Source organism: Halococcus saccharolyticus DSM 5350 (assembly GCF_000336915.1).
Lineage (GTDB): Archaea > Halobacteriota > Halobacteria > Halobacteriales > Halococcaceae > Halococcus > Halococcus saccharolyticus.
On sequence record NZ_AOMD01000012.1, the window covers coordinates 89,939 to 114,161 of the forward strand.

Below are 24,223 nucleotides of genomic sequence, written 5' to 3' on the forward strand. Positions count from 1 at the left end.
CGTTCCGGTACCGGCTGCGGAACCGAGACAGCCAGCTAGTGCCCCAGTCCCCGCGACGGCTGACGCCTGGAGGAACCGTCGGCGCGACGAACCTGTTCTTTCGTTCTTCGATAATGTATTATCGTTCACTTTCTTCGTCGTTCGACCGTTCGTTGATTGGCACACGCTGCGTTACGAACCGCGACCGACGTCCGAACGGGGACCGCAGAATCGGCGCGCACGACGCGGTCCGTCCCGCTCGCATCGAGCGCAAGATGTCGGTAGTAAATATTGTGGCCGTTTCCGGCCTAACCTTGTCGCCTGCGAATGAAAGTGCCCTCGTCTCGACCCGCCGCACGGCGGCGTTACTGCAGAAATCTCGTCTTTCGCCCTGAAAATCACTCCGACGCGCCCGACCGGATCACGCGCTCGGCCGCGTCGAGCGCCGCCTCGCGATCGAATCCCTGAACGATCGTTTCGAGCTCCTCGCGCGATGCGTCGCGAAGGTCCCGGGCGTGCTCCGCGATCAGTGGGAGTACACGAACCAGGTTGTCGACGATCGGGATATCGGCGACCTGAGCCGACCGTGAGAGGGGGTTGAGGTCGATCACGATCTCGGTTTTACCCATCGCATCGAGCGCTGCCGCCCGATCGCCGTCCTCCAGCGGAACGAGCACGACGTCGGCGGCGTGGATGCCGTCGGCGTCGACCGTCGCGCGAGCGTGGTCGAGCCCCGGGATCCGGCCGTCAGCTGCCAGACCCTTCACCTCGCTCGCTCCGTGCTCGCGAAGATGTTCGGCGATCGCCGCCATTCGTTCCTCGGTACGATTGAAGAGGTTCACCTCGATGTCGGCGTCCGTCGCTTGGGCGAGATCGACCACCGCATCGGGCGAGAGCGCTGCGACGTTTCCGTTCACCGAGATCACGGGGTGGTCGGCGAGCAGGAACTCGGCGGCCGCGGCGCGGGCGGCTGCGTCGGCGCTCTCGATGGTTCGTTCGCCGAGCAGGTAGTCGTACGTCTCGCCGCGCCCTTGTGCGATGAGTCCCTGCAACGAGGTAATGCCCTTCTCGACACCGGCCTCGATCCGGTGGCGCGCAAGCAGCGACTCGTGGCGGGGGTGTGACTCCGGGATCTCCGTCTCGTCGTCCGGATCGACGGGAATCTGCGGCTCCTCGCTCATACGATCGCTCGGCCGGTGAGAAACAAAAGCACCCCGTGTTGGCACCGGTGGCGGCGTTCGCCCCCTGGTGAAAGCGCTCACTTGGCGTCGGGCCTGACGACTCCCGCGCCTGGCGGGTGGATCGCACAGATCGAAGGCTCGTAGCCGGCATCCGAGAGGCCGGTGTCGAGCGCGAACACCGTTTCGCCGAGCATCGCCATCGACGCCGCGCCACCCGCGGCCTCGACTGCGGCGATGGCGGCGTCGACCCGTTCGGTCAGCAGCTCGGCCTCGCGGGCGAACGCCGCCGAGCACGATACGAGGTGTTCGAGCGTCGGTGCCTCGCGGAGCGTGGCGAGTGCGCGCTCGCCGGCTGCCGACAGTATGTCGGTGTCGCCGCTGAGGATCGCCTCGGTCGAGCGCCCGCCGAACGAGACGTACTCGATTCGCCTGTCCGCCCGAACTGGAATCCCGTCGAGAGCGCCGTGGGGTGGCGCGCCCGGCTCCAGCCTGAGTGGTACGCCGCCGCGCGCTTGAGCCACCACGTCGCCGAGTCCCGTTCCGGCAGCGACCTCCGCAGCGTGAGCTACCTCGACCAACTCGTTTTCGGTGCGTTCGAGATCGAAGCAAGCGTTCGCCGCGAACGCCGCGCCGAGCGCCGCACCGCCCGAGACGCCGAAGCCCGCACTCACCGGCAACGGCGTCTCGACGGCAACGCGAGCGGCAACATCGAGCGTGTCGAGCGTGCGCGTCACGGCCGCCATCTCGACGGATTCGCCGCCGAGGGTGATGGTTGTCGCGGCCGTTTCGTTCGCTGGCGTGAGCGTAACCGTCACGCCGTCGGTGAGCGCGAGTCCGGCTCCGCGCGACCCCGCATTGCGGGGGTCATCGTGAGGATGAACGCTGAAGAATCCGGTAACGTGGCCGGGGACGAACGCCTGCGTTGGGTTCGCCGTCCGCTCACTTCGTTCCCCGGCCGACATCGACATACGAGGGAATCGGCCGTCGGTCGGGATAAATCCGCCCGTTCGGCGATCAGCCGATCCCTCGCTTCGTGGCGTGGCTCCTGATAGCGCAAGACGTGACCGCGAGCGCCGGGAAAAACGCTTTGTGCGAGTCGCCGCTATCGGAGAAGCGACGATGAAGACGGCGATCGATCGTCGGTTTCACGAACCAGGAGAGATCGCCACCGATCGTAGCCTCGCTGTGCCCCGTAAACACATGATCGACTTCCACCAGCAGCGATATCGATGAACGACGAGAACGACGCGAGCGAGGCGATCGCCGAGTCGACCGATCACGCCGCTTCGGGCGCGCCCGACGCCGGCTGGGCGATCGGTGACCGCTTCTCCTCGGAGGAGATCTTCCAGCGAGTGCTCGCCACCGCCGACGAGGAGGTCGCCACCGGCACTCGCGAACTGCTCTTCAGCGGTCTCGCCGCGGGCTTTGCCATCGTCATCACGTTCGTCGGTCACGCGGCGGTGAGCGCGTACTTCCCCGAGAGCACGCTGCTCGGCTCTCTCCTGTATCCGATCGGCTTCATTTACATCATTCTCGGGCGCTACCAGCTCTACACCGAGAACACGCTGCCACCCGTGGCGCTGGTGCTGGCTCGCCTTGCCAGCCTGCCGATGATGATGCGCGTCTGGGTCGTCGTACTGGTCGGCAACGTCCTCGGGGCCGCTCTCGGCGTGTTCGTCCTCGCCAACAGTCACGTGCTCTCGACCGCGGCAATGCAAGCGGGTGCTGACTTCACCCGGACGGGGCTCGAAACCGCCTGGTGGGACGTGTTCTTCAAGGCGCTCTTTGCGGGCTGGCTCGTTGCCGGCGTGGTGTGGCTCGGTCACGCCGTCCAGGACTCGGTCACGCGCCTGCTCCTCATCTACATCGTGTTCTACACGATCGCCGCCGCGGAGCTCTACCACGTCGTCACCACCGCGGCCGACGCGCTCTTTTACGTGTTCATCGGGGAAGCCGGACTTCTCACCGTCGGCTACGCGTTCTGGCTTCCGGTGTTGCTCGGCAACACCGTCGGTGGCGTCTTTCTGGTTGCACTCGTGAACTACGGGCAGACCGAACGCCAGCGCTTCCCCGAAGTCCGTGAACTCTCGCTGCGCGAGTGGCTCGTCGGCTGGGAGGGTGGCCGCGAGCGTGAGCCGGTGAACGTCGAGGAAGCCGGGCCCAGAAACGACGACTGACGAGATCGCCGCTTGACCGGGAACGACGACGCGCTCCGCGAGGCAGCGTCCGGACGGCCGTCGGGACGAATCGTTCAGAGCAGCTCGATCGCGGTGATCACGGCGTAGCCAGCGCCGAGCGCGAGCGCGAGCGACCCGATCCACGCTAGCACCGTATAGCCCATCTTCTGTGCGCTGACGCCGCCCCCACCGGCCGCAAAGCCGCTGCCGATCACTGCGCTGACGATGATCTCGTTGAACGACACCGGGATCCCAAAGACGACCGCCGTCTGGGCGATCGCGAAGGAGGGGATGAGCGCCGCGATGGATCGCCGCGGGCCGAGCGAGGAGTAGTCCTGCGCGATCGCCTTGATCATCCGGGGCGCACCCATCCACGATCCGGCGAGCAGGCCGATCCCGCCGAACACCAGTAGCGCGAGCAACGACACCGAGAACGGTAGCGTCGTTCCCTGAAACGCGGCGAGCAGCGGGCCGACCGCGAGCCCGACCTGGCTCCCGCCCGCCGAGAACGCCACGAGGCCGCCGAGCGCGAGCAGGAAGTGGCGCTCGGCGCTGTCGACGCCGGAGCCGAGGTCCCAGACGAGCGCGCCAGCGACGAGACCGGCGACGATGACCGACACGAGTCCCGTCCCGACCGCCGTCGAAACCGGGAGCTCCGTCGCTACTGTGGCGGCGATCGACCCCCCACCGGACCCCGAGCCGAGAAGGGTAAAGGGGACGTTCGCCACGATGAGTCCGACGATCCCGCCGAGGATCGGGACGGTGTAGCGCTCGGGGATCGCTTCGTGTCGAAGCGTCCGTGCGGTGATGTACGCGATACCGCCACCGACGAACGGCGTGAGTATCCACAGCGCGCCGATCTCGGCGTACTTCGGCCAGACAGGACTGCCGCCGAGTCCGAGCCCGACGCCGACGACCGCGCCCGTCACGGTGAACGCCGTGGCGATCGGATACCCGGTGAAGATGCCGATCGCGACGAGCCCCGCCGCGAGCAGGAGGAGCACCGTCGAGGCCGTCGGCGAGAGCGCAATCCCGCCGACCAGTCCTGTGCCGACCGCGTCCGCGACGTTCGCGCCCTGGAGCACCGCGCCCAGGAAGCCGAGAATGCCGACGAGAAAGCCCGCGCGCATCACCGAGATGGCGCGTGCGCCCACGGCGGGCGCAAAGGGCGTCGATCCCGACGATCCCGCACCGATGGTCCACGCCATGAACAGGCTCGCGACAGTCGCCACGACGAGGATGGCTGCCGTTCCGGCCGCAACCATCCGTCAGGTCGTCCTCCAGTGGGACGCGCCTGTCGTCGACGCGCTGCGTGTCTCGTTTGCGTACACGTCGGTCATGGAATCGTATCGACACCGCTCTCGGTTAAACTGTTGTCCCTGGCGCTCGCGTGGCGTGCCGAAGTTCAAAGGAGCGACCGACGATTGTATGGCGATTGGCACTGGTTTCGGAGTTCCTCCATCACCGGTCGTTGTCTTGGTAAAAATCGGCGTGCGAGATGGAGAGTGGCATGCAGTATGGCGGGACGTGTTGTTCAGCCGTGACGGGCCGAACAAGCTATTGCTCGGATGGGTGGTATGAGCGACTCGGTCATTGAGCGACGAGGACGACAGCAACACCCGCGAGCAGGAGTCCTGCGACTCTCGTGGTGGTGAACTCGTCTCCGAGCGCGGCCATCCCGATGAACGCTGCGACGACGAAATACATGGCACCGAGAGTCGAAACGACCGTCGTTGAGCCACGTGAGAGACCGACGTACATGGAGATGAAGCCGATTCCGGCGAACACTCCAGCCACACCAGCGAGCGCCCCGCCCCGTGGCGTGATGGCCAGCGAGGCACCTGACACGATAACGAACCCGACTGCAAGGAGGGCTGCGACGAGATACGATATTGCGGCGGCCGTCTTCGGGTCGATTGATTCCGAGGCAGCGTTCCCCACGACGATCCAGATTCCCCACGAGACCATCGTCAGCGATCCGAATACCACAGCCGAACTCACCTCAGGGACGTCCATCGATGCGTACGTTCTCTCCCGTCACAGTAAAAGACGCCGTTTGTAGCAATTCTGATCGAGGGAGAGGGAACAACCGATGATCGACTCACGCCCTAGATCTCGCAACTGCGTGGGGAGATTCGCGCAAAATCACGGGCTGCTCCGATACCTCCTGTAGGGTCACTCAGAGATTCATGTTGATCGTCTTGGTCTGGGAGTAGTGTTCGAGGGTATCCTCGGCCTGCTCGCGGCCGATTCCGGACTGCTTGTACCCGCCGAAGGGCTGGCCCGCCGGGAAGTCGTTGTACTGGTTGACCCAGATGTTGCCCGCCTCGATGTCGCGGGCCGCACGGTTCGCTTTCGAGAGGTCGTTCGTGATGACGCCGGCCGCGAGACCGTAGTCGACATCGTTGGCTCGCTCCATCATCTCGTCGTAGTCCGACCACGCGAACACTTCCTCGACCGGGCCGAAGATCTCCTCCTGCACGGGGTCGGAGTCGTGATCGATGTCGTCGATCACCGTCGGCACCACGAAACACCCGTCGGCGAGCGCGTCGCTCTCGGGCTGGCCCCCACCAGTCACGATCCGTGCGCCGTCATCGCGCGCCTGCTCGATGTACGAGAGCGTGCGTTCGACCTGCTCTTCGGAGACTTTGGGTCCGAGTCGGGTGTCCTTCGAGAGCGGATCGCCCATCTGGAGTCCCTCGGCGCTCTCGACGAACGCCTCCATGAACTCCTCGTAGATGTCCTCGTGGACGAACAGTCGGGTGCCCGCGGTACAGCACTCACCGGTGTTGTAGAACATCGCGATCATCATCACCCGGACCGCCTGCTGGATGTCGGCGTCGGGGAACACCACGACGGGACTCTTCCCGCCGAGTTCGAGGGTGACATCCGAGACGTTCTCCGCGGCGGCCTTCATGACCTCCTTGCCGACCGCGGTCGACCCAGTGAACGAAACCTTTCGGACGTCCTCGTGTTCGGTGAGCGGCGCGCCCGCCTCAGCCCCGTAGCCCGTGACGACGTTGACGACGCCGTCGGGCACCACGTCGTCGATCTCGCGAACGAGTTCGAGCACCGAGAGCGGCGTCTCCTCGGCGGGTTTGAGCACCACCGTGTTGCCCGCCGCGAGTGCGGGCGCGAGCTTCCACGTCGCGATCAGCAGCGGGAAGTTCCACGGCACGACCGCCCCGACCACGCCGTAGGGCTCGCGGATCGTCTGGATCGATTTGCCCGACCCGGAAGGAACGGTGTCGCCGCCGTGGGTTCGGGTCGCCCCGGCGAAGTACCGGAACTGGTCGGCGACGAGCGCGACGTCGGCGCGCGCCTCGCGGATGGGTTTGCCGTTGTCGAGGCTCTCGATTCGCGCGAGATCGCTCCGGCGCTCCTCAACCCGATCCGCGATCTCGTTCAGCACGCGCTGGCGCTTCGTGGCGTCGGCCTCGGACCACTCCGTCTCGTAGGCGTCCCACGCGGCCTCGACGGCCCGATCGACGTCCTCGCTGTTGCCTGCCTGAGCCTCGGCGAGCACCTCGCCCGTCGTGGGGTCGCGCGTCTCGAAGGTCTCGCCCGACGCGCTCTCGACGAACTCGCCGCCAATGTAGTGCTGTGCGGGTTCGTCGGGGATCAGCTCCTCGCGCGCCTCGCGGTGGCGCTCCCTGATCTCGTCGCGACTCTCCTCGGGCGTGCGTGCGTCGGTGGACATGCGTCCCGCAAGAGTTGCCGAAGCGTGAAAAACCGTTCTGATACTCACTCACACGGATCCGCTGACCGCACGACACCGTCCCGATCTACGGCGACAGGCGTTGGCGATCCGGCAAGACTCGCTCCGCTGGCTCCCAGCGTTTTCGTCAGGGACTCAAACGCTGGCGATCCCGTGGGAAGAGGACGGCCTCCCGGATGTTCGGCAGATCGAGCATCGTCATCACGAGGCGCTCGGCACCGATCGCCCAGCCGGCGTGGGGCGGCATCCCGTACTTGAACATCTTGGTGTAGTACTCGAACGCCTCGGGGTCGAGGCCCTGCTGTTCGAAGCCCTCGACGAGGTGGTCGTGGCGGTGCTCACGCTGGCCGCCCGAGACGAGCTCCATGTTCGGGGCCATCATGTCGAACCCCGTCGAAAGTTCGCCGTCGTCGTGGTCCTTGATGTAGAACGGTTTGATCTCGCTCGGCCAGTCGGTCACGAAGTAGTGACCGCCGACGTCGCTGCCGAGCGCCTTCTCGCCCTCGGTCGGGAGGTCGTCGCCCCACACCAACTGCTCGTCGAGCTCGCCGGTGGCGTTGATGCGCTCGATCGCCTCTTCGTAAGTCAGCCGCGGGAACGCCTCCTCGGGAACCGAAAAGTCGTCGTAGCCGAGCGTGTCGAGCTGGTCGGTGCAGTTCGCGGCGACGCCCTCGTAGGCTGCCCGGACAACCTGCTCGCACGCGTCCATCGCCTCCTCGTGGTCGATGAACGCCGACTCGAAGTCGATCGAGGTCGCCTCGTTGAGATGGCGTGGCGTGTTGTGCTCCTCGGCCCGGAAGATCGGCCCGACCTCGAAAACGCGCTCCAGACCACTGCCGACCATCAGCTGCTTGAACAGCTGTGGCGACTGGTTCATGAACGCTTCCTGCCCGAAGTAGGTAATCGGGAACAGTTCGGTCCCCCCTTCAGTACCGGTGGCGACGATCTTCGGGGTGTTGATCTCGGTGCACTCCAGATCGCGGAACGCCTCGCGGGCGGCCCGGAGCACCTCGGCGCGGATCTCGAAGATTGCCTTTGCCTCCTCGCGCCGGAGATCGAGGGTGCGGTTGTCGAGCCGGGTCGGGAGTTCGGCCCCGACCTTCTCGGAGGGGTCGAGCGGGAGTTCGGGTTCAGCGGGCGCGATCACCTCGACCGACTCGGGAACGATCTCGACGCCGGTCGGTGCGCGTTCCTCTTCTTCGACCTCGCCGGTGACAGCGACGACACTCTCGCGGGTGAGGTCGGTGCCGGCCTCGACAAGTTCGTCGTCCATCGCGTCTTTCTCGAACTTGATCTGAATCTTCCCCGTCCTGTCTCGGACGATCAGGAAGGCGATTCCGCCGAGGTCGCGGATCTCGTGTGCCCAGCCTGCAACCGTCACCGTCTCGCCCGGTGTGGCCGCGGCGGCGTGGGTTCGGTCCTGCATGCTGCGGAGTTTCGGAGCCGCGGTCTTAAACGCCGCCCTTCGGCGCGCTCACTCGATCGAGAGCCGTCCGTCCCCGCCAGCTCCCGACTCGCCTTCGTCCCACTCGATCTCGAACTCGACGCTCAACTCGTCCGGGCCGCTGCCGGTCTCGCGTTCGGCTTTGACCTCGAACGTCGGCCGCGCCGGCGGGGCGAGCGTCACGTGCTGGTCGCCGGCCTCCAAACCGATCTCGTCGCCGGCGTCGAGCTTGTCCGCCACCGTCCGCAGGTAGCTGGCGATCTCGCTCCGGTCCATCGACTGCTCGGTTTCGAAAAGTACCTCTTCGGGCATGCGCTTCCGTACGCACCGATCGTATAAGAACAGTTGTATCGTTCGGTGTGCAGAAACTACTCAGCGATCGGGTTCGACGGGCTCCTGGCCGGCTTCTTTCGCGCCACGGACGGTCTCACGGACCGCGTCGCAGCCCTCGTCGTGGACGAGATCGCCGACGATCACCGTGTCAGCACGTCCCCCCATCTCGCGTGCGGCATCGTAGTCGCCGATTCCGCCACCGTAGAAGAGAGTGGCGTCGTCGAGCGCATCGCTCGCGGCGGTCACGACGTCGGGATCGCCGAACGTTCCCGAGTATTCGAGGTAGACGATCCGCTGACCGAACATCCGTTCGGCGACCGTGGCGTAGGCCGCGACTTCGTCGGCGTCGAGATCGCAGTTCGCCTGGGTGTACTCCGCTACCGAAGAATCGGGGTTCAGGACGATGTACGCCTCGGTGTGAGTTCGATCCCAGTCGATCTCGGCATCCATCCGGGCCCACTCCTTGTGGACGCCGGTCAACCACGCGATGTCGCCGGCGTTGAACACGGTTGGAACCAGATAACCACTGAGGCCGTCGGCGTGGACCACGGTTCCCGGGTGGCTCGGCTCGATGTACACCGGCACGTCGTGCTCCCGGCCAGCGGCGGCACACGGCTCGATGACCTCGGTCATCTTTTCTTCAGTCATCCCGGTCGTCCCGCCGATCTCGATGGCGTCGGTCCCCGTCTTACAGACATCGGCGTAGCTCTCGCCGTCGACGAGCGTCTTGTCGGGGTCCAGCTTCACGATGTGGTCCCACTCCGTCCACGGGGCGCTCATACAACCGACATTCCAGTGTGGCCTAAAACGTCTTCCGTAATGACCACGGACGGAAGTCTCAATCCGCCTTTGCTTGCCATTTTCGGACGTTGTCGGCGCTCACGCCCTGGACCTCGGCGGCGACTGCGTCTGCCTCGCCCTCCCGGAGATCGGTGAGGCTCTCGATCCCGACGGCGGCGAGCTTCTCGGCGGTCTTCGCTCCCAGTCCATCGAGATCTTCGAGGTCCGTGGCGGCTTGGCGCTCCTGGTATTCCTGGTAGTTACACACCGGACAGCCGAGTTCCCACGGATCGTCGCCCGAGTGGACCACGAGCTCGGGCAGGTCGTGCTCCTCGCAGTACTCGTCGGTGACCTCGATCTCGCCACGGCGCGGAAGGGGTAAGGAATACTCGCAGTCAGGATACCGCGTGCAGCCGGCGAGGCGCGAGCCCGTCCGGAGGGACTTGATCGCGAGTTCGCCGCCCGCTCCGGCGGCGTCTTCCCGCGGGCTCCGCCCGCTCGAACGGTCCGAGGCGCTCTGCGCCTCGCCATCGCCGCCTTCGCCTCGCGACCCCTCCGGCGTCGCGCCCTCCTCGTTGCCACATTCCGGACACATACCGATCACACGGTCTTCGGTCTCGTCGGCGTCCTCGGCTGCGCAGATCGGACACCCATGAACGAACGTGTTCCGGCCGTCGAGCATCTTCACCGCCCGAAGTTCGTGTTCGTCGCACGTTTCCTCCTGGATCACCGGTTTGCCCGAAGAGGGTAGCGGCAGAGTGAACTCACAGTCGGGGTAGCCGTCACAGCCGACGAAGTACGAGCCGTGGCGGCTCCGGCGGACGAGCAGGGCCGCCCCGCAGTCGGGACACGGCCCGAGGGTCTTGTCGACCTTGAGCGAGTTTCGAAGGTAGTCGCCGATCGCCTCGCGCGAGTCGTGGAGTTCCTCGAAAACGGTCGACAGCATCTCGCGGGACTCGTCGGTCACCTCGTTGAGGGTAATTTCGCCGCTCGCGATCGCGTCCATGTCGGCTTCGAGCTGCTCGGTCATCTCTTCGCTCACGACCTGCTCGGCAAAGCGCTCGCCGGCGTCGACGACCGCCTTCGCGAGCGTCGTCGGCCGCGGCGGGTCGTTCTCGATGTACCCCCGATCGTAGAGCTTCTCGATGGTGTTGTGGCGGGTCGCCTTCGTCCCGATCCCCATCGACTCCATCGTCTCGATCAGTCGAGACTGGCCGCGCCGGCGCGGCGGCTGGGTTTCCTTGGCCTCGCTCCGGACGTCGCTCACCGGCAGTTCGTCGCCCTCCTCGACGTCCGGCACGTGGTTCTCGGTGGAATCGACGTAGGGGTAGACCGCGTGATACCCCGGCTCCAGGAGGCGCTTGCCGTTGGCTTTCAACTGGTGGTCGCCGGCCACGGCGGTCACCCGGAGATGCTCCCACTCGGCGGGGTCGGCAACGGTCGCGAAGAAACGCCGGACGACGAGTTCGTACACCGCACGCTCGTCGTCGCCGAGTTCAGTCGTCGAAGGGAGCTCCCCGGTGGGGTGGATCGGCGGATGGTCGGTGGTCTCCTCGTCGCCCTCTGTGGGAGTCGGCTCGTTCTTCAGGAGCGCATCGGCGTCGTCGCCGAACTCGGAGTGGTCGGTGAACTCGGAGAGCAGCTCCGCGACGTCGAGATCGTCGGGATAGACGGTGTTGTCGGTCCGGGGGTAGGTGATGTAGCCCGCGGTGTAGAGCTCCTCGGCGAGGCTCATCGCGCGCTGGGCGGAGTAGCCGAGCGAACTCGCGGCGCGGATGTACTGGGTGGTGTTGAACGGGGTAGGTGGGTCGTCAGTTCGTGTGCGTCGGCGGACTTCCTCGACTGCCGCCGTGCTCGCCCCGCGGAGGGCGTCGTACACCGCTTCCGCCACGTCGCCATCCCAGACCCGCTCGGCCTCGCTGCCGTCATCGTCGTAGAAGTATTGTGCCTCGAATGTCGCCTCGTCCTTCGCCAGATCGCAGAACAGCTCCCAGTAGTCGTCGGGATCGAACGCCTCGATCTCGCGTTCGCGGTCGACGATCAGCTTCAGGGTCGGCGACTGGACCCGCCCGACGCTGATGAAGTCGCTCCCCATCTGTTTCGCCGACAGCGAGAGAAAGCGGGTCAGCGCCGCGCCCCAGACGAGGTCGATCTCCTGGCGTGCTTCTCCGGCGGCCGCGAGTTCGAAATCGAGGTCGTCGAGATCGTCGAACGCCTCGCGCACCTCGGGTTCGGCGAACGACGAGAAGCGCGCCCGCCGGATCGGGGCGTCGGTCACGTCCCGCACGATGTCGTGGGCCTCCTTCCCGATGAGTTCGCCCTCGCGGTCGTAGTCGGTGGCGATGATGACGCCGTCGGCGTCCCGGGCGAGCAGCCGGAGGGTACGGACGATGTTCTCGCGACTCTCGTGTGGCTCGACGACCACCTCGGCGTCGATGAGTTCGACGGGTTCGACGTCGCGCCAGTTCGAATACTCCGGCGGGAAGTCGTTCTCGACCACGTGGCCGGAGAGTCCGACGCACCGCCGACCGCCCCACTTGTAGACGTTGACGCCGTTGCGTCGATCGACATCCGCGCTCTCACCGCTCAGGATCTCGGCGATGTTTCGCGCCGCGGTCTCCTTCTCCGTGATGATCAGCTCCATCGGACGATCCCTCCCCCTCGCGTCATTGGCTCCGATAGGCCGATACGGCTTCTAAACCTTTCGCAAACCACGAGACTGCGCGGGAGCGCCCGGACGCCTGCGCGGCCGCAGCGCCCGATCCACCGGTTTCGCAGCGGTCGGTCGGGCCACTCACCCGAGATCGAACTGCTCGGCCGCGGTCGCCATGTCCTTGTCGCCGCGACCGCTCAGGTTCACGAGGATCGTGTCGTGCTCGGCGGCGATCTCTTTCGCCAGCGCGAGTGCGTGGGCCGTTTCGAGCGCCGGGATGATTCCCTCGGTCTCGCTTAGCTCCCGGAACGCCGCGAGCGCGTCGTCGTCGGGTACCGCATGGTACTCACACCGGCCGACGGCCTGGAACATCGCGTGCTCGGGACCGACGCCGGGGTAGTCGAGGCCCGCCGAGATCGAGTGGACCTCGACGTCGTCGTCGATGACTCGCGTCTGCATCCCGTGGAGCACGTCGTCGGTCCCCGCCGCGAGCGGCGCGGCGTGGCGCTTCGAGTCGCCGCCTTCACCACCACCCTCCGCGCCGTAAAAAGCCACGGGATCGTCGCGGAACGCGTTGAACAGCCCCATCGCGTTCGATCCGCCGCCGACACACGCCACGGCCGCGTCGGGGAGGTCGCCCGTGCGCGCCTGAAACTGCTCACGGGCCTCGTCACCGATGGTCGAGTGGAACTCTCGAACCATTCGCGGGAACGGGTCGGGACCCACGACCGACCCCACCAGATAGTGCGTGTCGTCGACGTTCGCGGCGAAGTCTTCGAGAGCGGCGTCGACCGCGTCCGCGAGGCCCGCCCCGCCACGGGTCACCTCGTTGACCTCAGCGCCCATCAGCCGCATCCTGAAGACGTTCATCCGCTGGCGTTCGATGTCCTTTTGGCCCATGTAAATCTCGGTGTCGAGGCCGAACAACGCGCCCACCATCGCGGTCGCGGTGCCGTGCTGGCCCGCGCCGGTCTCGGCGATCAGGCGGGACTTGCCAGCCTTCTCCGCGAGCAGCGCCTGGCCGATCGCGTTGTTGATCTTGTGCGCGCCGCCGTGGAGGAGGTCCTCGCGCTTGAGGTAGATCTCGGCCCCGTAGCGCTCAGAGAGTCGCTCGGCGTGAAAGAGCGGCGTGGGTCGTCCGGCGAAGTCTTCGAGGATCGATCGGAACTCCGTCTGAAACTCCTCGGTGCTGGCGATCGAATCGAACGCTGCCGAGAGCTGATCGAGCGGCTCGTCCATGACCTCAGGGACGTGTCGCCCGCCGAACCCCTCGAACTCGCCCGCGTGGTTCGCATCGTCGTTGCTCATCGTATACCAGTTCTCGCCAGTAGCGTACAAAGGAATACCGGCTGTGTGATCCGTCGCCGGTGTCCCTCCCCTGGGAACTCAGCCGTCGAGTTCGTCGCGAAGCAGTTGGTTCACCGTTCCCGGATCGGCACTCCCGCCGGTCGCGCCCATGACCTGGCCGACGAGGAAGTTGAGAGCGCCGTCCTCGCCCGTGTGGTAGTCCTCGACCGCGCCCGGGTTCTCGTCGATCGCGGTCGCGACCGCACGTTCGATCTCGTCCTCGCCGGTAGCTCCGAGTCCTTCGCGCTCGATCACGTCGTCCGGACCCAGATCCTCGTCGAGCATCGCCCGCAGTACGACCTCCTCGGCGTTCTTCTCGGTGATTTCACCCGTTTCGGCGAGTTCCACCAATCGAACGAACCCGTCGAATCGGTCCTCAACGTCCCCGATTCGCATGTCGCGGTAGTTGAGTTCGCCCAGGAGGGTGTCGGCGACCCACGACGCCGCAACGTCGGGATCGAACCGGTCGGCCACCCGCTCGTAGAAGTCCGCGACCGCGCGGGTGGAGGTGAGCTTTCGAGCTGCCGCCTGACTCAGGCCGTACTCCTCGCGGAACCGCTCACGTCTGGCGTCGGGGAGTTCCGGGATCTCGACCGCCTCGGCTCGGTCGGCGACCTGGAGCACGGGGAGATCCGGCTCGGCGAAGTATCGATAGTCCTTCTCTTCCTCTTTCGAGCGCATCGAGACCGTCACACCACGCGATTCGTCCCAGTGACGGGTCTCCTGTTCGATCGTCCGATCGCGCTGGAGCGCGTTGCGCTGGCGCGTGACCTCGTAGGCGAGCGCCTTCTCCGCGCCCTTGTGGCTCGAAATGTTCTTGACCTCGGTTCGGTTGGCCGCCGTGAGCGCCTCGGTCTCGATCGTCCCGTCCGCCTCGATATCCTCGCCGGGCACGAGTGAGATGTTCGCATCCACTCGAAGCGACCCGTCCCGCGAACTGTCGAACACGTCGAGATATTCGAGCACCTCCGTGAGCTTCGCGAGGAAGGCCCTGACCTCTTCCGGCCCTCGGAAGTCGGGCTCGGTCACGATCTCCATCAATGGGACGCCCGCGCGATTGTAATCCACGCGGGTGTACTCGGCGGTGTCGATACCCCCACTACCGCCGGCGTGCTGGAGACTGCCAGGGTCCTCTTCGAGGTGGGCGCGCTCGATCGCGATTTCCCGCTCGTCGTCCTCGATCGCGACGGTGAGTGCGCCGTTCTCACACAGCGGCGAGTCGTACTGGGTGATCTGGAAGTTCTTCGGGAGATCAGGGTAGTAGTAGTTCTTCCGGTGGAACCGAGTTTCGTCGGGCACGTCGGCGTCGATCGCGGTGGCGAGTTTGAGTCCAGCCTCGACTGCGGCCTCGTTCAGCACCGGGAGTGCGCCGGGCAGGCCGAGACACGTCGGACAGGTATGGGAGTTGGGCTCGTCGTCCTCGAAATTCGTCCCGCAGCCACAGAATATCTTGGTGTCCGTTTCGAGCTGGACGTGGACTTCGAGCCCGATGACGACGGCGTGTTCGCGCGCCGCGGCGGCGTGGGCAGTCATTGTGCCTGTGTTCGTCCGCACCCGCTAAAACGTGACGCCATCACCGTTCGTCCCGATTTCGACGGAAACTCCTTCCCCTAAAATAAAACCTAATTGACCATTGTCTGACGCATGTTTATACCCGTGGAACAGCCCCTAATCGGTATGTCGGGCAATCGCGTTGAGGAACTCGAATCGCGGGTTACTGAACTCGAAGCCACACTGAACGGTCTCACCGAGGAACTCGTCGAGACCAAAGATCGACTCCGCGAACTCGAAAGCGACGAGTCCGAGGAGTACATCGAGGCCGGCGTCGGGACGACGCCCGAAACCGAGGTCGATACCGAAGAGAGCGCCGTCGAAGCCGCTGTCGAAGGAGATAAGCACACCGAAGACGACTCTACGGACACGACGGAGGCCGACGATATCATCGTCGCGTAGCCGCCCCACGAGCACCCCATGAACATCAAGACGCTCGTCCTAGACAACTTCAAGAGCTTCGGCCGGAAGACCCGAATCCCCTTCTACGAGGATTTCACTACTGTCAGCGGTCCGAACGGCTCCGGCAAGTCGAACATCATCGACGCCGTGCTGTTCGCGCTCGGCCTCGCTCGCACCCGAGGCATCCGCGCACGAAAACTCACTGACCTGATCTACAATCCTGCCCACGACGACGGCGGCGGGGTCGGTGGCACGCGAGAGGCGAGCGTCGCGGTCGTCCTCGACAACGAGGACGGCACGCTCACTCGCGCCGAGGTCGAGAGCGCCGCCGGCACGGAGGACGTGGGGGACGTCGACGAGATCACCATCAAGCGGCGAGTCAAACAGACTGAAGACAACTACTACTCCTACTACTACATCAACGGCCGATCGGTGAACCTCGCAGACATTCAGGATCTGCTCGCCCAGGCTGGCGTCACCCCGGAGGGGTACAACGTGGTGATGCAGGGCGACGTCACGGGGATCATCAATATGACGGCGGGCGAGCGCCGCGAGATCATCGACGAGATCGCGGGCGTCGCGGCGTTCGACGCGAAGAAGGAGGACGCCTTCGAGGAGCTCGAAGTGGTCGAGGGCCGGATCGAGGAGGCCGAACTCCGGATCGAGGAGAAAGAAGAGCGCCTCGAACAGTTGGAGGACGAGCGCGAGACTGCACTCGAATACCAGGCCTTCCGTGACGAGAAAGAGGAGTACGAGAGCTACCGGAAGGCCGCCGAACTGGAGGAAAAACGCGAGGCGCTCGCCGACACTCGCGAGGAAATCGACGTGCGCGAAGACGAAATCGAAGAACTTCGGCGCGAACTCGACGAGCGCGAGGGTCGCGTCTCCAGACTCGAAAGCGATCTCGACGACCTCAACACCGAAATCGAACGGAAGGGCGAGGACGAGCAGCTCGCGATCAAGCGCGAGATCGAGGAGGTCAAAGGCGAGATCGGTCGGCTGGAGGACAAGATCGAAACTGCCGAGGAGCGCATCGAGGACGCAGAGAACGAGCGCCGCCAGGCGTTCGTGGAGATCGATCGCAAGCAAGAGACCGTCGACGAACTCGAAAGCGATATTCGGCAGGTCAAAGTCGAGAAGTCCTCGATCGCGACGGAGATCGAGGACCTCGAAGACGATCTCGCCGAGGTCGAAGCCGAAATCGAGGCGACCGATACTGCGTACGACGAGCTGAAGGCCGATCTCGCGGAGCAACGCGAGGCGCTCGAAGCAGAGAAGAGCGCAAAGAACGAGAAACAGCGCGAGCAGGACCGACTGCTCGACGCGGCGCGGCGGCGGTCGAACGAGCAGTCCGAGACCGAAACCGAACTCGACGAGGCACGCGAGCGGATCCCCGAAATCGAGGCCGCGATCGGGGATCTGGAGGACGAGCGCGAGAAGGCCGCGACGAACGAGGAAAACATCGAGGACGTCGTTGCCGATCTCAAGACCGAGAAACGCGAGCGAAACGAGGACTTAGACGAGGTCGAGGAGGAGCTGCGGGCCGCCCAACAGAAATACGCCGACCTCGAAGCCAAGACCGACGAGAGCGGGTCGTCGTACGGCCGAGCGGTGTCGACGGTTCTCAATGCCGATCTCGACGGGGTTCACGGGACGATCGCCCAGCTCGGTGGCGTCGACCCGGAGCACGCGACCGCGTGCGAGACCGCCGCCGGCGGACGCCTGGCCCACGTCGTGGTCGACGACGACGGCGTGGGCGAGCGCGCGATCGAGTACCTCAAATCGAGAAACGCGGGTCGGGCGACGTTCCTCCCGCTGACCGAGATGCAGCAGCGCTCGCTGCCACGGTTGCCGGACCGAGACGGCGTAGTGGACTTCGCCGCGAACCTCGTCGACTACCCGAAGGAGTACGCGGGCGTGTTCTCGTACGTCCTCGGGAGCACGCTCGTGGTCGAGGAGATGGCGACCGCGCGGGAGCTGATGGGCGACTACCGGCTCGTCACGCTGGAGGGCGAACTCGTGGAGAAGAGCGGCGCGATGACCGGCGGCTCCAAGAGCGGGTCGCGGTACTCCTTCGGATCGAGCGAGGGCCGGCTGAAGCGGGTCGCGGATCGGGTGGCGGAGCTCGAAGAGGAGCGCCGCGAAGCCAAAGAGGCGGTGCGCGACGTCGAGGGACGACTGGACGACGCGCGCGAACGGCGCTCGGCGGCCGCCGAGCAGGTGCGAGAGGTCGAGGCCGACATCGAGGCCAAAGAGCGCGAACGCGAGGAGGTCGAGGAGCGGATCGCCTCGCTCGAAAGCGAGATCAACGAGATCGAGAGCGCCCGCGAGGAGGTCGACGAGGAGATGGGCGAGCTCGAAAGCGCGATTGCCGACCATGACGATCGGATCGAGGAGATCGAGAGCGAGATCGCCGAGCTGGAGGGCGAACTCGCGGATTCGGATGTCCCGGAACTCACCGAAAAAGCCGACGCGATCGAGGGTGAGATCGACGACCGCGAGGATCGGATGGACGATCTCGACGGCCGGCTGAACGAGCTCCAGCTCGAGAAGGAGTACGCCGAGGACTCGATCGACGATCTCCACACGACTCTCGAAACCGCACAGAATCGGAAGGCCGAGAACGAGGAGCGGATCGAGGAGCTCGAAGCCGAGATCGAGGAGTGCGAGGCCACTCTCGACGAGAAGGAGGCCGCGGTCGCCGAGCTAGAAGACGAGCTCGCCGAGCTGAAAGAAGATCGTGCCGAGTTGAAGGAGGAACTCCAGGACGCACGGGCGGCCCGCGACGAACAGAAGGAGATGGTGGATGAGGCCGAGGACGCCCTCGAAGACCGGCGCGAGACCGCCGAGCGCCTCGACTGGGAGATCGACGAACTCGCTGCGGCGGTCGGCGAGTACGACGCCGACGAGATTCCCGACCACGACGAGGTCGAGCGCGAGATTTCACGGATCGAGGGCGCAATGGAGGAGTTGGAGCCGGTCAACATGCTCGCGATCGACGAGTACGACGCGGTCGAGGACGACCTCGCGGATCTCACCGACAAGAAGGCAACCCTGACCGACGAGCGCGACGGGATCGAGGAGCGGATCGAGTCCTACGAGGCCCAGAAGAAGAGTACCTTCATGGAGTCATACGAGGCAATCAACGACCAGTTCGAGTCGATCTTCGAGCGGCTCTCCGCCGGATCCGGGACCCTTCACCTCGAGGATCCGGAGGATCCCTTCGAGGGCGGGCTGACGATGAAGGCCCAGCCGGGCGACAAACCGATCCAGCGCCTCGACGCGATGAGCGGTGGCGAGAAATCGCTGACCGCGCTCGCATTCATCTTCGCGATCCAGCGTCACAACCCTGCCCCGTTCTACGCGCTCGACGAGGTCGACGCCTTCCTCGACGCGGCCAACGCCGAACGCGTCGGGGAGTTAGTGGACGAACTCGCCGCTGACGCCCAGTTCATCGTGGTCTCGCATCGCTCGGCGATGCTCGAACGCTCCGAGCGCGCGATCGGCGTCACGATGCAGGGTGACAACATTTCGGCGGTGACTGGGATCGAACTCGGTGCACAGGAGGTCCCGGCGGATGACTGATCCGGCCGATCCTGAGACTCCACCCGAGATGGCGGAAGCGGCCACTACTGGTGACGAGATTGACGGCGGCGCGGACGAACCTGACGAGGAAGTCGAACCGGTCGAGCTGCTCGTCAGACTGGCCGAGGAGGGCGAGATCGAGCCGTGGGACATCGACGTGGTCGAGGTCACCGACGCCTTCCTCTCGCGGCTCGACGCTGCCGACCTCCGGACCTCCGGTCGAGCGCTGTTTTACGCGAGCGTGCTCCTTCGAATGAAAAGCGATGCGCTGCTCGAACCCGACGAGCCGGAGCCCGAACCCGCGCCCGAGCCGTGGGAGGACGCGTGGGACCCCGAAGACGGGGCGGACGGGGGCGAGTTCGGTCCTGATCCGGTGGCCGCGCTCGAAGACGAGATGGACCGCCGCCTCGACCGGAAGCAGGCCCGTGGGACCCCAGAAACGCTCGACGAACTCGTGCGGGAGCTCCGCGAAGCCGAACGCGACTCGTGGTGGAAGGAGTCCCGAACCTACGACACCGACGGCTCGCCGAAGGGCTTTCAACGAGGTACTCAGACCCTCGAATACCGGTCGGGTGACGATCTCCGGGTCGACGACGAGCCGACCGAGGCCGAGGTCACCGCCACGGCCCACACCGAAGACATCGAGACCATCATCGCGGACGTCCAGCGCGTCCTCCGCAAGCAGTACGACGCCGGGCGCGAGGAGGTGCTCTACGCCGAAATCGAGGAAGCGGGTGGGTCGCGCGTCGAAACCTTCCTCGCCATCTTGTTTCTCTCACATCGGGGGCACGTCCGACTCGAACAGGACGAACTGTTCGGCGACCTCTGGATCCAGAACCCGGCAGCTGACGTCGGCTCGACCGAAGCGATCGCGGACTGATCGGCTCGACTTTCCAGCGTCGTAGGGCTGATCCCGACTGATCGGATACAGGGACGTTTGAGAACACCCGAACCGAACAGCACGATGTCAACCAACGAAAGAGCCATATCTTCACACGATATATGATAACGTCGGACATGACGCCAGAACGAGTTCGGGAGCGCCTGGCCGAAACTGAAGACAGGATCGACCTCGACCAGTTCGTTGCGGCGCTCGAATACGTCCGCGACGACGGCCGGACGTGAATCGACACGAGGGTTCACACCGATCGGTCTGCATCGGTCGATCGGGATAGCGTCGGCTCAGTCGAAATACTCGCCCGCGAGCAGGTCGACCTGCTCTTTCGTTTCGTCGGGGATCGCCTCGCCTGGGGTGTTGATCGTTCCCTCCAGGGCGTGCTCACAGGAGCACTCGCGTTCGTCGGGCAGCGTTCGGATCGCGTGTTCGACGGTCGCGTTGATCGCTTCCTCGTTCGCGGCGGCGTTTTCGAGAACGTCGCCGAGGCGGTCGTCGATCGCACCCTTCCAGACGCCCCAGTCGGTGATTCCGGTGATCGTCGCGTAGCACAGTTCGGCCTCGCGGGCGAGTTTCGCTTCCGGTACCGCAGTCATGCCGGCGAGATCCCAACCCTGCTCACGGAACCACTCTGACTCGGCCTTCGTCGAGTACTGTGGCCCTTCGATACACACGTAGGTGCCGCCCTCGTGCGCGCCGTCGTCGGTGGCCACGTCCGCTGATGTGACGAGATGGGTAGTCATATGGGGGCAGTACGGCTCGGCGAACTCCATGTGGACCACCATCCCGTCGCCGAAGAAGGTGTACGGCCGGTGGCGGGTGCGGTCGAACAACTGATCGGGCACCACGAGGGTTTGCGGCAGGAGGTCATCGCGGAGGCTTCCGACGGCGTTGGTCGCGAGTACGCGCTTAACGCCGAGCTGTTTCAGTGCGTGGATGTTCGCTCGATACGGCGCGTCGGTCGGCGAGAACTGGTGATTATGGCCGTGTCTGGGGAGGAAGGCGACTTCGGTACCGTCGAGTTCGCCGACCGTGATCGGCGCACTTGGCTCGCCGAAGGGTGTCTCGACCGCTTCCTCGTGGACGTCGTCCAGATCGAACGCTTCGTAGATCCCGCTGCCGCCGATGATGCCGATCATACTCGCTTGCTCGCGTGTGCGCGGCTAAAACACTACGGGAAAAACGCCATGACTGCTCCGAGCCTGGATCGACCGTGGCCTGTACCGACGCTGGGACGCGATCCGGGCCGAGTGGGTTGGCGACACCGACTGCACTGGGGTTACAGACAGCACCGTGAACGCCGACACTGATCCGCTGACGCTGGCTGCGGACCTGCTCCGAGCGGTACGCTACGGCGAGCTGACCAGGCACTACGAGCGTACGCTCCGTGACCTCTCGCCCGCAACGCTCCAGGACGCGCTCGCCACCGACGACCGACGGCTCGCCTTCTGGCTCAACATCTACAACGCCCACGTCCAACTCCTACTCGACGCCGCACCCGAGCAGTATCAGGACCGCCGGCGCTTTTTCGGTGCGAAGGTCGTTGCGGTCGCGGATCACGATCTGAGCCTCGACGACATCGAACACGGCTTCCTTCGTCGCTCACAGCACTCGTTGGGTCTCGGCTACCTCCCACGGCGAGCCGACGCATTCGAGCGCGTCCATCGTCTCGACAATCGCGACCCGCGGATCCACTTCGCGCTCAACTGCGGGGCCGAGAGCTGCCCTCCGATCCTCGCGTACGACCACGAGACCATCGACGACCAGCTCGATACCGCGACGGCGGGCTTTCTGGACACGGAAGCTACGTACGATTCCGACCACGACGTGGCTCGCGTGCCGCGACACATGCTGTGGTATCACGGCGATTTCGGGGGCCGGCGCGGAATCCGTTCGCTGCTCCGCGAACACGAGGTGATCCCTAACGACGCGACGCCCGCGATCCGCTATCGCTCCTACGACTGGTCGCTTGCTCTCGGGCGGTTCGGGTCGCGGGAAGCGGACGGCTCAGACACACCACGCGAGTAGCTGGACGACGACGAGCGCCACCATCGCGGCGACGCTCGGGAACGGCACTTGGCGCTCGGTGTAGCCCACTGCTCCCCACACCGACACCGGCAGGACGACTAAGCTCGCCGCCGCGACCACAGCAGGAAGCGCACCGCCCGCCAGCACGGGAAGGGATCCGAACGCGAGGCCGACTGACCCGACGTACAACAGTTTGAGCCGTCGCGGCGACCACCGTGTCACGAGCGTTCGCTTCCCGACGGCGGCGTCGGCCCGGCGGTCGGGCCACTGGGTCGCCAGGAGGTTGGCGAACACGAGTAGGAAGAAGGGAACACAGGCGAGCAACGTTCGCCAAACCGGGCCGTCGAGGACGGCCGCGCCGTACGCCGGGAGGACGAGGCCGCCAAGCACGGCGTTGTCGAGTTCGCCCCAGCCCCGCCACGCGAGCCGCAGCGGGCCGACCGAGTACTGCCAGCCGAACGCGGCGATGACCGCGATCAGCGCGAGCGCAGGCTGGGAGAGGACGTCAAGGACGAGCCCGACGAGCACGACGATCGTCCCGACGGCGAGCGCGACGATCCCGGCGCGGAGCGCGAGGCTTCGGGGAAGCCCCGTCTTCACGAGCGCGCCGCTCCCGCCCGAAAACGGTGTACGATCGGTCAGCGCGTCGGTCTCGTGATCGGCGTACTCGTTGGCGTAGTGGACGCTCGCGGCAACAGCGAGCAGTGCCGTGGCTCCGAACGCAAGCCTTGCAATGTCGAGGGCTGCCCCGCTCGACAGCGCGATCTTCGCGCCGAGCGTGTAGACGACGAGCACCAGAAGGAGCTGTGCGGGACGGCTCATTTTCCACAGCCCCCAGAGCTGTACCCGGAACTCCGAAAACGCGGTGTTCTCGTCGGTCGTCACCGTGGCCTCCGTCATCGTGGATCGAGAACTCTCGATTTCGCCGCGAGTTGTCAGTCGACCAGCCGCCACTCGTCGGTGTCGGTTGGTTCGATCACGCTCCGCCGGTGCATCTCCGCCAGCACTTCGCCCATCCGATTCGGTTGGGCGACCTCCATCCCGATCCGATCGAGATCGTGGTGGTCGGCGAGGAGGTCGCGGATCGCCTCGGTCGAGACCGTCTCGCGGTCGGCCCGCTCCATGACGCCGCTCACGAGATCGATCATGTCCTCGATGAAGTTCCACGGGTAGACGATCCACGCCCACTCGTCGAGACGCTCGCCGACGTAGTCGGGTTCGAACTCGCTCGTGCCGAGGAGCTGAAGGGTTGCAGTGCGCACATCTCCGGGATCGCGGTCGAGGACGTACTCGTGGGCGTGTTCGATCGACCCGCCGGTGTCGGCGATGTCGTCGATGATGAGCACGTCCTTGCCCTCGACCGATCCCTCCGGCATCGGGTATCTGATCTCGGGCTCGCCACTTTTGGCGGCGGTGCCGACGTAGTGTTCCATCTTCAGACTGGTGAGGTCGTCGAGCCCGAGGAAATCACACAGACAGCGGCCTGCGAACCAGCCTCCACGGGCAAGCGCGACGACCACCTCCGGTTCGAACCCCGAGCGCTTGATCTGGTCGGCGACCGCCCGGCACCGACCGTAGATGTACTCCCAGTTGGTGACGGTGCAGGTGAACTCGTCCGGCAGTTCGGACATAGTGGTACTCCGGCGTGGTTCCGTGGCCGGACCGGTTAACCCTGTCCGTCGAACGGCCGCCGATAGTTGCCGTCGACCGAGCATATAAGCGACCTGCGAATGAGCGCAGGTGTTTCATACTGGCTCGGACGAACCCCGGTGTTATGCTCGATACCGACGACATCTTCGACGTTCTCGCCGCCCGTCGTCGACGATACGTGCTCTACACCCTGCTCGAGGTCGAGGGCGGACTCGGGCTCCGTGACCTCGCCGGGGTGATCGCGGCCGCCGAGACGGGGCGGCCGATCGCATCGGTGGCCGGTGCGTGTCGCGAAGTCGTTACTGATCTCGCTCGTACGCACCTGCCGGCACTCGACCGGGAAGGACTCGTCGAGTACGACACGAAGCGGGAGTACGCCAGTCTCGCCGACGGTCACGAGCGAGCGATGTCGTATCTCGATCTCGCCAGCCGATACGAGCGCCCGCCGACCGTCGCCAGCCCGGACGGCGCATAGGTCGCCAACGTGGAACGGCCAGCCG

General features: G+C 65.5%; 20 protein-coding genes. 6 read left to right on the forward strand and 14 right to left on the reverse strand.

Annotated features, from left to right (window positions below):
* Nucleotides 1-377: 377 nt before the first annotated feature.
* Both C449_RS03635 and C449_RS03640 read right to left on the reverse strand, forming a co-directional pair.
* Nucleotides 378-1,160 (reverse strand): 4-phosphopantoate--beta-alanine ligase, encoded by a 783-nt coding sequence (locus tag C449_RS03635; RefSeq protein ID WP_006076565.1) that lies wholly within the window; start codon nucleotides 1,158-1,160, stop codon nucleotides 378-380.
* A 77-nt stretch (nucleotides 1,161-1,237) separates the two neighbouring features.
* Nucleotides 1,238-2,128 carry a pantoate kinase gene (locus C449_RS03640; RefSeq protein WP_006076566.1) on the reverse strand — a complete coding sequence of 297 codons (891 nt, stop codon included), beginning with the start codon at nucleotides 2,126-2,128 and terminating at the stop codon, nucleotides 1,238-1,240.
* Between the two features lie 261 nt (nucleotides 2,129-2,389).
* Here C449_RS03640 and C449_RS03650 point away from each other — a divergent pair, with 261 nt between their 5' ends.
* Nucleotides 2,390-3,337: a formate/nitrite transporter family protein gene (locus C449_RS03650; RefSeq protein WP_006076568.1), complete on the forward strand. Its 948-nt coding sequence runs from the start codon at nucleotides 2,390-2,392 to the stop codon at nucleotides 3,335-3,337.
* 74 nt (nucleotides 3,338-3,411) lie between these two features.
* Here C449_RS03650 and C449_RS03655 read toward each other — a convergent pair whose 3' ends face one another.
* The 9 genes from C449_RS03655 to gatB form a co-directional block, all read right to left on the reverse strand.
* Entirely contained in the window at nucleotides 3,412-4,602 is a 1,191-nt protein-coding gene (locus tag C449_RS03655; protein ID WP_006076569.1) for an inorganic phosphate transporter, read from the reverse strand.
* A 325-nt stretch (nucleotides 4,603-4,927) separates the two neighbouring features.
* Nucleotides 4,928-5,353 carry an EamA family transporter gene (locus C449_RS03660; RefSeq protein ID WP_006076571.1) on the reverse strand — a complete coding sequence of 142 codons (426 nt, stop codon included), beginning with the start codon at nucleotides 5,351-5,353 and terminating at the stop codon, nucleotides 4,928-4,930.
* 163 nt (nucleotides 5,354-5,516) lie between these two features.
* Complete coding sequence (locus C449_RS03665; RefSeq protein WP_006076572.1) at nucleotides 5,517-7,037, reverse strand: aldehyde dehydrogenase family protein; 1,521 nt, start codon at nucleotides 7,035-7,037, stop codon at nucleotides 5,517-5,519.
* Between the two features lie 145 nt (nucleotides 7,038-7,182).
* The gene (gene aspS / locus C449_RS03670) at nucleotides 7,183-8,481 is read right to left on the reverse strand and encodes an aspartate--tRNA(Asn) ligase (protein ID WP_006076573.1); all 1,299 of its coding nucleotides are present in this window, start codon (nucleotides 8,479-8,481) and stop codon (nucleotides 7,183-7,185) included.
* A gap of 48 nt (nucleotides 8,482-8,529) precedes the next feature.
* On the reverse strand, nucleotides 8,530-8,811 hold the full coding sequence (locus C449_RS03675; protein ID WP_006076574.1) for an amphi-Trp domain-containing protein: 282 nt from the start codon (nucleotides 8,809-8,811) through the stop codon (nucleotides 8,530-8,532).
* A 60-nt stretch (nucleotides 8,812-8,871) separates the two neighbouring features.
* Nucleotides 8,872-9,612, reverse strand: coding sequence for a phosphoglycerol geranylgeranyltransferase (locus C449_RS03680; protein ID WP_006076576.1), 741 nt, complete (start codon nucleotides 9,610-9,612; stop codon nucleotides 8,872-8,874).
* A gap of 58 nt (nucleotides 9,613-9,670) precedes the next feature.
* A complete protein-coding gene (locus C449_RS03685; RefSeq protein WP_006076577.1) occupies nucleotides 9,671-12,256 on the reverse strand; it encodes a DNA topoisomerase I in 2,586 nt (861 codons plus the stop codon).
* A gap of 150 nt (nucleotides 12,257-12,406) precedes the next feature.
* On the reverse strand, nucleotides 12,407-13,573 hold the full coding sequence (gene trpB, locus C449_RS03690) for a tryptophan synthase subunit beta (protein ID WP_006076578.1): 1,167 nt from the start codon (nucleotides 13,571-13,573) through the stop codon (nucleotides 12,407-12,409).
* Between the two features lie 78 nt (nucleotides 13,574-13,651).
* The gene (gene gatB / locus C449_RS03695) at nucleotides 13,652-15,145 is read right to left on the reverse strand and encodes an Asp-tRNA(Asn)/Glu-tRNA(Gln) amidotransferase subunit GatB (RefSeq protein ID WP_006076580.1); all 1,494 of its coding nucleotides are present in this window, start codon (nucleotides 15,143-15,145) and stop codon (nucleotides 13,652-13,654) included.
* A 144-nt stretch (nucleotides 15,146-15,289) separates the two neighbouring features.
* On the opposite strand from gatB, the gene C449_RS03700 reads away from it, so the two are divergent.
* The 3 genes from C449_RS03700 to C449_RS03710 are packed head-to-tail and all read left to right on the forward strand — an operon-like array spanning nucleotide 15,290 to nucleotide 20,030.
* Nucleotides 15,290-15,565, forward strand: a complete 276-nt coding sequence (locus tag C449_RS03700) for a DUF7518 family protein (RefSeq protein ID WP_006076581.1) — start codon at nucleotides 15,290-15,292, stop codon at nucleotides 15,563-15,565.
* An 18-nt stretch (nucleotides 15,566-15,583) separates the two neighbouring features.
* Nucleotides 15,584-19,150 (forward strand): chromosome segregation protein SMC, encoded by a 3,567-nt coding sequence (gene smc / locus C449_RS03705; protein WP_006076583.1) that lies wholly within the window; start codon nucleotides 15,584-15,586, stop codon nucleotides 19,148-19,150.
* The gene (locus C449_RS03710; RefSeq protein WP_006076584.1) at nucleotides 19,143-20,030 is read left to right on the forward strand and encodes a segregation and condensation protein A; all 888 of its coding nucleotides are present in this window, start codon (nucleotides 19,143-19,145) and stop codon (nucleotides 20,028-20,030) included. Before smc ends, C449_RS03710 begins: the two co-directional genes overlap by 8 nt.
* Nucleotides 20,031-20,332: 302 nt before the next feature.
* On the opposite strand, the gene mtnP is transcribed toward C449_RS03710, so the two are convergent.
* Nucleotides 20,333-21,184, reverse strand: coding sequence for an S-methyl-5'-thioadenosine phosphorylase (gene mtnP, locus C449_RS03715; RefSeq protein WP_006076586.1), 852 nt, complete (start codon nucleotides 21,182-21,184; stop codon nucleotides 20,333-20,335).
* A gap of 154 nt (nucleotides 21,185-21,338) precedes the next feature.
* On the opposite strand from mtnP, the gene C449_RS03720 reads away from it, so the two are divergent.
* A complete protein-coding gene (locus C449_RS03720; RefSeq protein WP_006076587.1) occupies nucleotides 21,339-22,073 on the forward strand; it encodes a DUF547 domain-containing protein in 735 nt (244 codons plus the stop codon).
* Here C449_RS03720 and C449_RS03725 read toward each other — a convergent pair.
* Both C449_RS03725 and C449_RS03730 read right to left on the reverse strand, forming a co-directional pair.
* Nucleotides 22,053-22,973, reverse strand: coding sequence for a prenyltransferase (locus tag C449_RS03725; protein WP_006076588.1), 921 nt, complete (start codon nucleotides 22,971-22,973; stop codon nucleotides 22,053-22,055). The genes C449_RS03720 and C449_RS03725 overlap by 21 nt on opposite strands.
* Before the next feature lie 35 nt (nucleotides 22,974-23,008).
* Complete coding sequence (locus tag C449_RS03730; RefSeq protein ID WP_006076590.1) at nucleotides 23,009-23,704, reverse strand: phosphoribosyltransferase; 696 nt, start codon at nucleotides 23,702-23,704, stop codon at nucleotides 23,009-23,011.
* Nucleotides 23,705-23,847: 143 nt separating this feature from the next.
* Between C449_RS03730 and C449_RS03735 the strand changes: the two genes are divergently transcribed.
* Nucleotides 23,848-24,198 carry a DUF7344 domain-containing protein gene (locus C449_RS03735; protein ID WP_006076592.1) on the forward strand — a complete coding sequence of 117 codons (351 nt, stop codon included), beginning with the start codon at nucleotides 23,848-23,850 and terminating at the stop codon, nucleotides 24,196-24,198.
* Nucleotides 24,199-24,223 lie beyond the last annotated feature (25 nt).